At 71.1% G+C, this 12,676-nt stretch carries 10 protein-coding genes; 6 read left to right on the forward strand and 4 right to left on the reverse strand.

What is annotated here, in order from left to right; genetic code table 11:
• Positions 1–148: 148 nt before the first annotated feature.
• A complete protein-coding gene (locus tag WMF14_RS17270; RefSeq protein ID WP_437329780.1) occupies positions 149–655 on the reverse strand; it encodes a DUF2505 domain-containing protein in 507 nt (168 codons plus the stop codon).
• A gap of 203 nt (positions 656–858) precedes the next feature.
• Here WMF14_RS17270 and WMF14_RS17275 point away from each other — a divergent pair, with 203 nt between their 5' ends.
• Positions 859–1,290 carry a response regulator gene (locus tag WMF14_RS17275; RefSeq protein ID WP_272098245.1) on the forward strand — a complete coding sequence of 144 codons (432 nt, stop codon included), beginning with the start codon at positions 859–861 and terminating at the stop codon, positions 1,288–1,290.
• Between the two features lie 49 nt (positions 1,291–1,339).
• Here WMF14_RS17275 and WMF14_RS17280 read toward each other — a convergent pair whose 3' ends face one another.
• The 3 genes from WMF14_RS17280 to WMF14_RS17290 all read right to left on the reverse strand — a co-directional run bounded on the left by WMF14_RS17280 (position 1,340) and on the right by WMF14_RS17290 (position 6,953).
• Positions 1,340–3,583, reverse strand: a complete 2,244-nt coding sequence (locus WMF14_RS17280) for a protein kinase domain-containing protein (protein ID WP_437802258.1) — start codon at positions 3,581–3,583, stop codon at positions 1,340–1,342.
• 90 nt (positions 3,584–3,673) lie between these two features.
• On the reverse strand, positions 3,674–5,065 hold the full coding sequence (locus WMF14_RS17285; RefSeq protein ID WP_272098247.1) for a pyridoxal phosphate-dependent aminotransferase: 1,392 nt from the start codon (positions 5,063–5,065) through the stop codon (positions 3,674–3,676).
• Between the two features lie 67 nt (positions 5,066–5,132).
• Positions 5,133–6,953 (reverse strand): hypothetical protein, encoded by a 1,821-nt coding sequence (locus WMF14_RS17290; RefSeq protein ID WP_272098248.1) that lies wholly within the window; start codon positions 6,951–6,953, stop codon positions 5,133–5,135.
• A gap of 459 nt (positions 6,954–7,412) precedes the next feature.
• Between WMF14_RS17290 and WMF14_RS17295 the strand changes: the two genes are divergently transcribed.
• The 5 genes from WMF14_RS17295 to aroA all read left to right on the forward strand — a co-directional run bounded on the left by WMF14_RS17295 (position 7,413) and on the right by aroA (position 12,404).
• Positions 7,413–7,835, forward strand: a complete 423-nt coding sequence (locus WMF14_RS17295) for a hypothetical protein (RefSeq protein ID WP_044964995.1) — start codon at positions 7,413–7,415, stop codon at positions 7,833–7,835.
• Positions 7,836–8,859: 1,024 nt separating this feature from the next.
• The gene (locus WMF14_RS17300) at positions 8,860–9,420 is read left to right on the forward strand and encodes a hypothetical protein (protein ID WP_272098249.1); all 561 of its coding nucleotides are present in this window, start codon (positions 8,860–8,862) and stop codon (positions 9,418–9,420) included.
• A 53-nt stretch (positions 9,421–9,473) separates the two neighbouring features.
• Positions 9,474–10,388 (forward strand): isoaspartyl peptidase/L-asparaginase, encoded by a 915-nt coding sequence (locus WMF14_RS17305; RefSeq protein WP_437802260.1) that lies wholly within the window; start codon positions 9,474–9,476, stop codon positions 10,386–10,388.
• A 123-nt stretch (positions 10,389–10,511) separates the two neighbouring features.
• Positions 10,512–10,955: a glycosyl hydrolase family 8 gene (locus WMF14_RS17310; protein ID WP_437802262.1), complete on the forward strand. Its 444-nt coding sequence runs from the start codon at positions 10,512–10,514 to the stop codon at positions 10,953–10,955.
• A 147-nt stretch (positions 10,956–11,102) separates the two neighbouring features.
• Complete coding sequence (aroA, locus tag WMF14_RS17315) at positions 11,103–12,404, forward strand: 3-phosphoshikimate 1-carboxyvinyltransferase (protein WP_272098253.1); 1,302 nt, start codon at positions 11,103–11,105, stop codon at positions 12,402–12,404.
• Positions 12,405–12,676: the final 272 nt, after the last annotated feature.

Raw genomic sequence — 12,676 nt, forward strand, 5'->3', positions numbered from 1 at the left:
CTCGCTCGTTCGCGGGACGGAGGCCGCGAAATGGGCGATCGCGATCCCCTCTCGTCGGCGTCGCCGTCCGTTCGTCTCGTCGGACAGCGCTTGCGTCAGGCGCCCCAGGCGGTGCGCAGCAGGGGCCGATCGATCGCCATCGGCCCGGTCAAGCGGCTTTGCCCTGGGCGATCCACTTGTTCATGAAGACCGCGCTGAGCTCCCACCCTTGCCGCAGCTCCTTTTCGGCGCTGCTCTCGAGCATGCCGCCGACGCCGAACACCTTCGCTTCGATCGTGATCTCGGCGATCCGACGCACCTTGTTGTCGCCGATGGCATCGGCGCGCACCACGCCTTCGTTGCGCATCTTGTCGGCCAGGGTGCTTGGTGTCAGCTTGAAGGTCCACACCTTCGTCGCCTTGTTCAGCCTGCCCTCTTCGGTGTAGCGGAACCCGGAGCCGAGCAGCTTCTCGACGGGGCCGGGCAGATTCATCTTCGGCTTCCCGGCCGACCTCCGGATGATCTCCGTCGCCGTCTCGACCTGCTCCGTGATCGTGAACTCGGGGAAACCGAGCTCCTTCCTGTAGAGCTCCTCGTTGAATGTCTTGTCCAGGAACAGCTTCCAGAACGTCTCGAGGTTGCAGTTGATCTCGTGTGTGAGGGTGAACTTGCCCATGGGATCGTTCCTTTGCGGTGCGCGGGTTCGATGACGTCTAGCTCTGCGTGTACCGCAGCCCGTACGTGGCGTCCATGTCTCGGCCGGGACCGCTGAACGCGGGATCTGCGAGGACAATGCGTCCGTCTGTGTTGCGCGCGTCGGGTGATGCGGGCGCGGGCGGCGGGCTTCCAGCGCTTCTGCATCCGTGCGAGCATGACGCTGTGACGTGCATCCTCGTCATCGACGACGACGCCGCGATCCGATCCATGTTCGTGCGTTCGCTCCGCCCGCTGGGCGAGGTCGAGGAGGCGAACGGCGGGGCGCCGGCGCTGCGCCGGCTCTCCGCGCGCAAGTTCGATCTCGTGGTGCTCGACCTGCACATGCCGCTGGTCGACGGCTTCAGCGTGCTCGAGTCGCTCTCGGCCAAGGGGGCGCTGAACCGGGACACGCCCGTCTTCGTCGTGACGGCCGATGAGTCGCAGCAGGCTCGTATCCGCGCGCTGCGTCGGCACGCGATCTTCCTGCTCTCGAAGCCGGTGAACCTCGCCATGCTGGTGTCGCTGGCGGAGTCGTCTCTGAAGAAAGCCGCCGCCCGCGCCACGCCGTCCCCGCCGTCCGAAGAGGCGCAGCCCGAGAAGCCGAAGGAGCACTGAGCGCGATCCGCCGGCCGCGCGGGAGGCCGCTGCGGCCGGTCTGAAGGCGCTACCGCGGCGCCAGGTCGAGGGGCGGCGCAGCGGGGCGCGGCCGCGGCGGCGCCTGGCCGGGGACGGGCCCGCGCGGCAGCGCGGGGGCGGGTGGAGTCGCCGGCTGCGCGGGCTGGAGCGAGGGCCGTGGCGGAGGCCACCCGGTGACGGATGGCGTCGGCAAGGGTCCCGGGACGCGCGGCGCAGGGGTGACCGAGGAGCCCGGGTACGGCGTCGCCGGCGCGGGTGCGGCGCCGGGGATGTACGCCGGCTGCCCGCTCGGGAGAGGGGCGCCTGCGTCGGCGGGGACCGCGGCATCCGCGGCCGCGTCGGCCGCGTCGACCTGCGCGGCCGCGTCGGCCGCGTCGACCTGCGCGGCCGCGTCGGCGATCTGCTCGGCCGCGGCCGCGTCGATCGGGGCCGCGGCATCCGCGACGGCGTCGCTCGCGACCGTGGCGGCCGTCGCCGACGCGCTCGGCTTCGCCGCGGCATCGGCGCCGGCATCGGGCGTTTGCACCGCCGGTACGGAGGCGCTGGGGCTGGCGGAAGGCACCCCCACACGGCCGAACGGCAGGCGGCCGGAACGCGCGAGCGCGAACGCAGCGGCCGCGATCAGGCCCAGGACGATCAGCGCGAGCAACGCCACGCGGACGAAGGACCACGTCGCAGGGGCCGGGCGCGCGCGGCGCTCGGGCGCCGGCGCGACAGCGCTCGCGGGGCCGCCCGCGTGCGCCGCCGGACCGACGTGAGCCGCCGGCCCCGGGGGCGCCGGCGGCCCCACGTGCAGTGGCGGCGGGATCAGCGGCAGCGGCGAAAGCCCCGCCGGGAAATCGAACGGCGAGCCTGCCCCGTCCGGGTTCGACTTGCGGGTTGCATCCGGATTCGACTTGCGCGTCGCGTCCGGATTCGACTTGCGCATCGGGTCGGCGTTCGCGCGGCGCGGGCTCGTCGGCGCCGGCATGCGCGAGCTTGCCGGCCCCGACATGCGCGAGCTCGCTGGCCCCGACATGCGCGAGCTCGCTGGCCCCGACATGCGCGAGCTCGCGGGCCCCGACATGCGCGAGCTCGCGGGGCCTGCCGGGGACGAGGGCGGCGCCGCGTCGGCCGCGCCCCCGCCCTCCGTCGCCTCCGGGCCGTCCTGCAGGATCGGCAGCATGGAGATGCGCCGGAGCATCACCTCGGTCGCGTCCTCGGGGCGCGAGGCCTGCGGCTTCTGGGGGTGGGCGCGCTCGGCGAGGATCCGATCGAGCTCGTCGAGCGCCTGATCGATCCGCTCCTTGCGCGCCTCGGCGACCCCGGGGAGCAGATCGCGGACGAGCTGGCCCACCTGTTTGTCGGTGTAGCTCTCGCGGACCGCGACGCTCACCTGCTCGAGATCGCGGCGCAGCTCCGCGGCCGTCTGGTACCGCTCGTTCGGGTTCTTGGCGAGCGCGCGCATGATGATGCGGTCGAGCTCCGGGTGGACCTCGGGCATGATCTCGCGCGGCGGCTGCGGGTTGCGGTTGGCGATCTGCTGCATCGCCTCCAGCGGGCCCTTGCCGCGGAACGGCGTGTGGCCCGTCACCAGGAGGTAGAGCAGCACGCCCATCGAGAAGAGATCGCTGCGGCGGTCGAGCGCCCCGCCCATGACCTGCTCGGGCGAGAAATACCCCGTCTTGCCCTTGATCGCGCCGACGCGGCTGGTCTGCGCGCGCGCCCGCGTCTTCGCGACGCCGAAGTCGACGACCTTGACCATGCCGTCGAACGTCACCATCACGTTCTCCGGCGTGACGTCGCGGTGGATCAGGTTGAGGAGCTCGCCCGTGTCGTCGCGGACCTCGTGCGCCGCGTGCAGCCCGGCGCACGCGGCGATCATCACGTGGAGCACCCAGCCGAGCGGCAGGAGCGCGCGCTTCGCCTTCTGGTTCGAGAAGATCTTCGCGATCGGGGCGCCGTCGATCCACTCCATCGCGAGGTACGGCCGATCGCGGACCTCACCGTACGCGAGGATGTGCACGACGTTCGGGTGGAGGATCCGCGACGCGGTGCACGCCTCGTCGAGGAACATCGCCCGCGCGTCGTCATCCCCGCGCATCGCGTCCGACAGCAGCTTGACGGCGACGATCTGGACGGACCCGTTGGGCCGCCTGAGCCGCGCAGCCCACACGGCGGCCATGCCGCCCACGGCTGCCGGGAACAGCAGCTCGTAGGGGCCGATCGTATCGCCCGGCTGGAAGTTACCGGGGTCGTCGTCGTTCCAATCACTCCACGGATCTTTGGCCACGCGCTCCCCCACCATGTCGGAAGACGTGCAGCGCGACAAGACCTGGCGCTCGGCCCCGTCTTCCCGCTCCCCTGCGCGGCGCCGCCGGTGTCAGGCCCGGCGACGCTCGCCTACCATGCGCTCGAGCCGCCCGAGCGCCCGGACGAGGACGTCCTCGCTCGGGCCGAAAGAAAAACGGACGTGGTGGCGGAACCGCGACGGCCGCCCCGCCCGGCGCTTGCCGGGGTTGACGTCGAAGAACTCGCCCGGCACGACGATAATCCGCTCCCCGAGGGCCGCCCGGAAGAAGCCGTAGCCGTCGGAGAGCCCCGGGGGCAGATCCGCGACCGAGCCCCAGACGTAGAACGTGCCCTCGGGCGCCGCGTCGACCGTGACGCCGAGCTTGCGCAGCCCCTCGAGCATGATCTCGCGCTTGTGCGAGAACGTCCGGTGAATGGCCGTCGTCTCGGCGCGGGTGTGCTCGATGGTGAGCAGCTCTGCGGCGGCGCGCTGCATCGGCTTGGAGCCGCCGCCGTCGAGGAAGCTGCCGGCGCTCGCCACCGCCTCGATGACCTCGCGCGGCCCCAGCGTCCAGGTGACGCGCCAGCCAGGGTAGCGCCAGTTCTTGGTCAGGCCGTCGAAGATCACGACCGGATCGCGATCGACCTCCTCGACGTAGCGCGCCGCGCTCTCCATCGGGGCGACGTCGCCCATCCCGTAGACGTAATGCGAGTAGAACTCGTCGAGCAAGAGCGCGCAATCGAGCTCCTTCGCGGTGCGGACCCAGGCGGCGAGCTCCTCGCCGCGCACGTGCTTCCCGGTCGGGTTGCAGGGATTCGAGGCGAGGATCGCGCTCAGCCCGCGGCCCAGGATCTCGCGGCGCAGGTCGCCGACCGAGAACGAGTAGCCGCGCTCGCCCTCGAGCAGGATCGGGATCGGCGAGAATAGCCGGAAGACGTCGAGCAGCTCCTCGTACGCTGTGTAATCGGGGAGGAAGTGGCCGAGGTTGATCTGCCCGAGCGCCGCCGCTGCGCGGGTGAGGGCGATGCGACCCCCGCCCGACACGGCCACGTTCTCGGCCGTGTAGCGCGACGGCATGCCCCGCCGGTAAGCGCGGTTGTAGAGCGACGCGATCGCCTCGCGCAGCTCCCAGAGGCCGGCCACCGGCGCGTACTCCTGGTCGTCTCCGGAGATCGGCACCGCCGCGCAGCGCGGGGGCGAGCCCGGGAGCGGGCCCGTCTCCGGCTGGCCCTGCCCGAGGTTGCACCAGCCGTCCGTCCCCTCGTCGGCGCCTGCCTTGAACCCGAGGCGCGCGGCCTCGGTCGTCACGTAGATGACGCCCGTCCGCGGGACCTTCCGGAAAGCGTGGACCGCCCGCTCGTCGCCGCGCGGCGGGGCCGGCGTGTTCCCCCGGTCGGCCGGCGCCCCAGGATCGCTGGGCCGGGCCTCGTCTCCCTGGAGATCGCCTCGCTCGTCGGGATGCTCTCGCTCTACTTCTGTCATCGTTCGTTTCCAGGCACTTCCAGGCATGAGATGCGATGCCGTGGTGATCCAGCAGGAGGCGAGCGCCTCAGGCCTGCTGGGCCGTCGGCTTTCCGCCGTCCTCGCTCGCCGGCTCGGGCTGCCGCGCCCACGGCATCGTCTTACCGGAGAAGATCCAGAGCAGGTAATAGCAGAAGGCGAGTGAGACAGCGGTGAGCACCGTGTACTTGTCGTCGTTGTAGTTGAACGTGATCCAGATGAACTGGCTGAGCGCCGCCAGGCCGAACAGCGGCACCTCGATCTGGCGCTTCACCCGGGTGAGCGGCGCGCTCAAGATCATGAATGAATAGTAATAACAGGTGAGCTGCGAGAGCAGGATGACGAAGATCTGGGCGAGGCACTGGGCCACCCACAGCGAGCGGACCCGCCGGCACACGTAGACGAAGCCCGCCAGGGACGCGGCGATGATCCCGTAGGCGATCCAGCGATATTTCGCGTAGCGCTCGTTGCGCATCCGCTTCCAGACCTCGAACGGATCGACGAGCTTCGTGTCCTTCGTGTACTTCATGCGGCCGGACTCGACGCCCGTACCGGGCTCGTGGGAGACGAGCACGCGGAGGCCCATGTGGTTCGTCAGCGGCGTCTGGTCGTGCACCTTGAGCGTGTGCTCGTAGAACTGCCGGTACGAGTCCGAGCCGGAGACCTTCATGCTCACCGGAATGAGCACGGCGGCCGCGAGGGCGCCGCCGATCAGCACCTGCACGTGCGACCTCGCCATGCGCTTGTGGCGGACGAGGTGAATCCCGGCGACGGTGAGCCAACCGATCACGGGCAGGCCCGGGAAGATGCGCAGGAGGCCCGCGTACACCATGCTCGCGCCCGCGAGCTTGAAGTAGCGCTTCCGGATGAGGCAGGCCGAGAGGACCAGGTAGAAGAGCCAGTCCTGCCGGAGGAACGCGCCGCCCGTCCAGTAGAACGGCGCCGACGACTGGCACCCCCAGAAGATCGCCGCGACGGCGAAGACCCGCCACCCGAAGGCCCAGTAGAGGGCGGCGAACATCCCGAGCAGATAGAAAATATCGAAGCTGGCGAGGAACTGGAGGTAGCGGGTGCTGGCCGGCTGGAGGTCCGCCCAGAACTTACCCATGATCGTCCAGACCGGCGGCGGGTTGTAGCCGTGGTCCTTCTGCATGTCCTCCCAGTAGCCCTTGTCCGAGGCCGTCCGGAAGAACTGCACGTCGGCCTTGAACGCATCCCAGCGCTCCGGTGCGAAGTGCGCCTTGCAGATCTCGGGGTTGGCGAGCACCTCGCTCGCCGGCATGAGGAGGTTGTCGCCGCCGAGGTTCCGGATCTTCTTGTCCGGGTGGCGGACCTCCTTCGACATGTCGAGCTTGACCTGCCGCCCCGTGTCCTCGTTCGTGTACGTGACGAGCCCCAGCTCGTCCTGCGCGATCAGCGCGCATTTGTAGAGGCCGTCGTACCCCATCTCCGGGAAGTACTTGGCCCCCATGTAATAATGGAACTGATCCCAGCGGTGGTAATACTTGGGATAGCCGAAGCGGAAGCCGTTGAAGTACGCGATGATGGCGGCGACGCCGAGCGCGACGCCGGCGAACCGCTTCCAGCGCTCCGCGATCGGACGGCGCATCCCCTCGCGGTGCGTCTCGTAGAAGACGCAGAGCGCGGCGCCCATCGCGATCGCCACCTTCGCCATGTCCACGGCGCGGGCGTGCTCGTCGATGTACCGGTCCAGACCATAGAAGAACAGCGCGACGCCCGCGGCGACCGTGCTGTACCGCGCGAGCACGCGGAAGCGCGCCGGGGTGAACCAGTTGAGCGCGAACGCGACGCCGAAGTAGGCGCAGAGCGCGATGACGATCTCGATGACTTGTTGTGACGTGAGCTTCATTGCCTGCGGTTCGATCGGGATCGAGGTGACGCGGGATGCGCCGGCGGGCCTCTTCGCCGGCCTTCCGCGGCAGCGCGCCCGACATCGGGCGCTGCTGCCGCCCCGACCCGTCGCTGCGGGCTGGAGCCCGTCGGGGCCGGGGCGACGCCGTAGGTGCAGGACGCACCCCGTCCCGGACGGGCTCCACGGGGGAGGCGGGGCCACCTTAGCCGAAATCCCAGGAGTGTGGCGCTCTCGTTGTGGTCGCCATGGGCATCGGCGAGCGTACCCAGGCGGCGTGCGTGTGACAGGTGTGACCGGGGCGGAGCCATGTCGCCTCGACGTGCTGCGCAATTGAGCGGGCTTCCTCCGCCGAGCAGAGCTCGTGTATCGTCTCCCCTCGTGTCGAACGACAGTTTCTCTTCTGCTTCTTCGGGGGGCTCGGAGCGAGAGGGGGTCCGTGGCCCCTACGGTTTTCTCGTGCGCGTCGACGGCGCGCCGCCGCTCTGGTGCCGGGAGGTGCGGGGCTTCCACCGCGCCGCCGTCGCCGCGGCCGATCCTGACGCGCTGCCTCCCGCGCAGCTCGTGCTCGTCGGCCTCGACGAGGCGGCGCGGGCGTGGCTCGCGTCGTGGGCCGAGGACAGCGAGCGCGTGCGCCGCACGCTGACGATCCGGAGGCTGCTCGACGACCGGGAAGCGACCGCGGTCGTGACGCTTGCGTCCTACGGCTATGGAGTCAACACCGCGCTCGCCGTGGAGTCGGTCGTGGTGCCTGGGGGCGACGGCCCGGCGGCCATCCTGCGCAGCGGCGTCCACACGAAGGAAGAGATCGACGCGATGCTCGCGGTCCTCGCCACGGCGCTGCCGGAGGGCGAGGAGGCGAGCTGGTTCGCGCACGTCTGACGGGCGCGCGGCCCCACCTCGCGCTGCGGCGCGGGCGGCGGAGGTCACGGCGCGCGGGCCCGCCGTCCAACGTCCTTGCCGGCGTCCTCGCCGTTGTTCCACCTTACCTGTTCCGGCAGCTGCGCGCGTGCGTCCGGCACGTCGTCTCGCCGGAGCGCTGCGCCTCGTCCTGCCGAGATGCGCCTTGCGCCTCGTCCTGCCTGGCCGCTGCTCCCGGTGACGCCTGCCTGGCCGTGTGCGGCGTGCGGCGTGCGACGTGCGACGTGCGACGTGCGACGAGCGACGTCGAACGACGCCTGCCCGGCTGCGCTGCGAGACGCGGTGGGAGCGGTGGGACCCTGCGGACCGCGGGTAGACATGGATGGAATGGAAGAGAATCGCTTTCGATGTTTCGGTGCGTGAGCCCCTTGCTCGCCTGAACAGCGGTGATAGGCTGGTCCTCGGCCTCGGACGGAGCATCAGCTCCAGGATGGTCCTGCCGTGGAGCACCACGGTGCCGGGGTCGACACCAGATCGGCGGGCTCTCCGCAGATCCGCAATCGAACACCCTTGCCATGCCGGACGATCTCTTTCGATCCGGCGCGGGGTGCCGGCAAGCCGGAGGAGGGATGGACACCATGCACAGTACCAGTGGCTCTTCTATACCGGAGGCTGGGAACGGCTGACCCTCGTGGAGCGTGGACGCAGGGTCATCGGGGCCTTGCAAAACGCTACCGCGCTCGGCCAGGTCCGGCGCTCGATAACCTGTTGACTGCCATCGCGACCTCCGCGAGGCCGGCAGAGAGGGAATCGAGGAAGACTCAGGTCTTCCAGCAACGATTCTCACCGGCGCTCCGGGGCCGAACGCTCGTCGCGATGGGACAGGGGGGGCGCCGCACAGGCGGGATCAAGCGGGGTCCAGAAGGCCTCCGGTAGAGGCCCACGGGACGGGTCGGGTGCGAGCAAAGCACCCGACCCGTTTTTATTTCCATTGCCTGCGAGCGCTTTTTTGTCCTGCGCCGTGCCTGTCTGGTACGCGGGCTCGATGCGGATGCTGCTGCTCGCGCTGCTGCCGGCGTTGCCCTTGCTTCCAGCCTGCGCCGACGCCTTCGGCGATCAGGAAGCGCCGGAGCGGGGGACCGCGCTCGGCGCGTTCCACGTGGTCGGGACGCAGACGGCGAACACGTGCGGGGAGGGGGCGCTCGGCGCGAAGCGCCTGTGGGAGTTCGACGTCGAGCTCGCGCGCGGCGACGGGTCCCTGTACTGGAACAACGGCGCCAGCGTGATCCCAGGCGTCATCGACGACGACGACGTGAGCTTCTCGATCGACGGGCGCGTGGTGGTGGACATGCGCGCCGGCGACGCGCCGCCGGGGCCGCCGTGCTCCGTCGAGCGCCGCGACCGGGCGCTCGGGCAGCTCGGCGGCAGAGGGGATGACGTCGCCGGGTTCAAGGCGACGATGTCCTTCGAGTTCGTGCCCACGGCGGGGTCGCGGTGCGAGGACCTCGTCGCCGGAGAGCTCAGCGTGGCGCCGGTGCTCGCGGCGCTGCCGTGCGGCATGGCCTACGATCTCAAGGCCAAGCGGAGCGCGCTCCCGCCCGAGTGAGCTTCGGGTGGGCGTGGACCTCCGGGCGCGCGCCGGGGTAGGGTGCCACGATCGTGAAGCACGTCATCCATTCTCTGGGCGGGCGCGGCGGGCGGCGCTCCGTCCTCGTCCACGGCGGCGCGGGCGACGTCGCTCCTGAGCGGCGGCCGCTGCACGCGGCGGGGTGCCTCCGCGCGGCGCGCGAGGGAGCGCGCGTGCTCTCCGAGGGAGGGAGCGCGCTCGACGCGGTCGAGCGCGCGGTGCGCGTCCTCGAGGACGATCCGCTCTTCAACGCGGGCACGGGCGCGTGCCTCAACGAGGAGGGCCACATCGAGCTCGACGCGTCGATCATGGAGGGCCGCGGGCTCAGGGCCGGCGCTGTCTGCGCGCTCTCGGATTTCGCCGAGCCGATCGCGATCGCGCGCGCGGCGCTGGAGGACGGCCGGCACGTGCTGTACGCCGCGCACGGCGCCGCGCGGTTCGCGCGGATGAAGGGGTTCTCGCCCGTGGGCGAGGCCGCGCTCATCACGGAGGCGGCCCGGGAGGCGCTCGCGGCGGCCCAGCAGGGCATCCGCGCGACCTCCTGGGCGGGCAACACGGTCGGCGCGGTGGCGCTCGACGGGGGCGGGCTCACGGCCGCGGCGACGAGCACGGGCGGCACGGTCAACAAGCGGGTCGGGCGGGTGGGGGACTCGCCCCTCATCGGGGCTGGGACGTACGCCGACGACGAGGCCGGGGCCGTGTCGACGACCGGCCACGGCGAGGGGATGATCCGGCTCGTGGTGGCGCACTCGGCCGTGGAGCGGATGCGCGCGGGCATCGGCGCTGTCGACGCGGCGAGCGGGATCATCGCGCACCTGGCGGAGCGCCTCGACATCACCGGGGGCGTCATCGCGCTCGATCGGACGGGGCGGTTCGGGCTGGCGCGCTCGACCGCGACCATGTCGTGGGCAGCTGTCGGCGATTGGGGTGAGGAGAGCGGTGTGTGAATTCTCTTCCTCCGGCGCGGGCGGGGCAGGGACCGGCGGCGCTGCCGATGGCGGCGGTGGGAGCGGGGGTGGCGATGGCGCGGGGGCGGCGCGTCGACGCCTGGCGGGAGCGGGGCTGTCGATATGGGGGAGTACCGCAACCTCTTCGCCGAGAACGGGCGCACGCAGGACGAGGTGAACGCCAAGATCGCGGCCGCCTGGGACCATCTCTTCAAGGGGGATCCGGCCGAGCAGTCCGCCTATTTCGAGCAGGACGAGAACGACAACGGCCCGCTCGCGCAGATCCGCGACATCGCGAGCGAGGACGTGCGCTCGGAGGGCATGAGCTACGGCATGATGATCGCCGTCCAGACAGACCATCAGGCGGAGTTCAACGCGCTCTGGAACTGGGCGAAGACATACATGTTCCACGCCGACGAGACGCACCCGGCGTACGCGTATTCAGCCTCGCGGCCACCGACCAGCGGTCCGCCGATTTCGTCCAGGCGCTCTGGGACCTCGATCCCCCGAGCGGGCAGTACCGCTACTACGACGGCATGCTGTATTTCATGGCGCTGCTGCACGTGAGCGGCGAGTTCCAGGCATATGCGCCGCAGTGAGGCGCGGCGGCGCGGCGCCGCGCAGATTCGTGTGATCCGGGCTCGGTCGAGCGACGCAGCGACGCGATGAGCCCGTGGCGCACGAAGATGCGCCTCGCTATAGTCCGCCGCCCTCATGATCCCTGCCGGCCCCCTGCCCATCACACCGCTTTCCTCGCCGCCTGATCTGATCTGGCGGGTCCCTGGCTCGAAGAGCATCACGAACCGCGCGCTCGTGCTGGCTGCGCTCGCCGACGGCGAGAGCACGCTGGAGGGGGTGCTCCACAGCGACGACACGCGGCACATGCGGTCCGCCCTGGAGGCGCTGGGGATCGGGATCGAGGACGCCGGACCGCACACGCTGGTGGTGAAGGGGGGTCGGGGCCGGCTGCGCGCGCCGGGGCGCGAGCTGTTCGTCGGGAACAGCGGCACCACGGTGCGGTTCCTGGCGGCGCTCGCGTGCCTCGTGCCGGGCGAGGTGGTGCTGGTCGGCGACGAGCACATGGCCAAGCGGCCGATCGCCGATCTGGTCGACGGCCTGAGGCAGCTCGGGGCGGATGTGGAGTGCGCGACGGGGTGCCCGCCGCTCCGGATCCGGGGCGGCCGGCTGAAGGGCGGCACGCTGACGATGCGCGGCGATCGCTCCAGCCAGTACTTTTCGGCGGTGATGATGGCCGGCCCCTTCGCCGACGCCGCCATCGACCTGCGCGTGGCCGGCGAGCTGGTCAGTCGCCCCTACGTCGAGATCACGCGGCGCATGGTCGCGGATTTCGGCGGCCGCATCGACGAGGCCGCGGGCGGGTTCACTGTCCATCCCGCCGCGGGGTACCGCCCGCGGGCGTACCGGATCGAGCCCGACGCGTCGTCCGCGAGCTATCCGTTCGCGCTCGCCGCGGCCGCGGGCGGATCCATCACCGTGCCCGGCCTCGCCGACGGGGCGTTGCAGGGGGACTACCGGTTCGTCGAGCTCCTGGAGCAGGCCGGCGCGCGGGTGAGCCGGCAGGCCGACGCCACCACCGTGCGCAGCGACGGGCGCCTGCGCGGCATCGACGTCGACATGCACCACATCTCGGACACGGTGATGACGCTGGCGGCGATCGCGCCGCTCCTCGAGGGGCCGACGACGATCCGGAACGTGGCGAACATCCGGATCAAGGAGACGGACCGCCTCGCCGCTACCGTCGCAGAGCTCCGCCGCCTGGGCCAGGAGGTGACCCACGGCGACGACTGGCTCCGCATCGAGCCTCGGCCGCTGACGCCCGCGCTCGTGCGCAGCTACAGCGACCACCGCATGGCGATGAGCTTCGCGATCCTGGGGCTGTGCCGGCCAGGGATCACCATCGAGGATCCGGCCTGCGTCGCGAAGACGTACCCGACGTTCTGGGAGGACGTCGAGCGGTGCCGCGGCGCGAGCGGCGGGGCCGCGCCCGTCGGGTGACCGCGGGCGGCCATGGCGACTTCTAAGTAGCACGATCCGGCTGCAGCGGAGCCAGCGGGGGAGGTGGAGCAGCGCGGGGCGCCGGCGGGGCTGTCCCACAAACTCGCGCCTTGTGGCGGCTATTGCCCGTTGAACGGGGGGCGAGATCGGGGAGAGATCACTTCGCTGCGGGCCGGCGCTCGGGTTTGTGGGGGCCTGCCCCGCCGGCGCCCCGCGCTGCTCCACCTCCCCCGCTGGCTCTCCACGGTGAAGAGGACGTTTCGCAAGGAGGG

Source organism: Sorangium sp. So ce693, from assembly GCF_051521375.1.
Classification (GTDB): domain Bacteria; phylum Myxococcota_A; class Polyangia; order Polyangiales; family Polyangiaceae; genus Sorangium; species Sorangium atrum.

Excerpts from the sequence above, each read along its gene's own strand:
- WMF14_RS17270 (WP_437329780.1), bottom strand. The coding sequence starts at position 655 with ATGGGCAAGTTCACCCTCACACACGAGATCAACTGCAACCTCGAGACG.
- WMF14_RS17285 (WP_272098247.1), bottom strand. The coding sequence starts at position 5,065 with ATGACAGAAGTAGAGCGAGAGCATCCCGACGAGCGAGGCGATCTCCAG.
- WMF14_RS17290 (WP_272098248.1), bottom strand. The coding sequence starts at position 6,953 with ATGAAGCTCACGTCACAACAAGTCATCGAGATCGTCATCGCGCTCTGC.
- WMF14_RS17300 (WP_272098249.1), top strand. The coding sequence starts at position 8,860 with ATGCGGATGCTGCTGCTCGCGCTGCTGCCGGCGTTGCCCTTGCTTCCA.
- WMF14_RS17310 (WP_437802262.1), top strand. The coding sequence starts at position 10,512 with ATGGGGGAGTACCGCAACCTCTTCGCCGAGAACGGGCGCACGCAGGAC.
- aroA (WP_272098253.1), top strand. The coding sequence starts at position 11,103 with ATGATCCCTGCCGGCCCCCTGCCCATCACACCGCTTTCCTCGCCGCCT.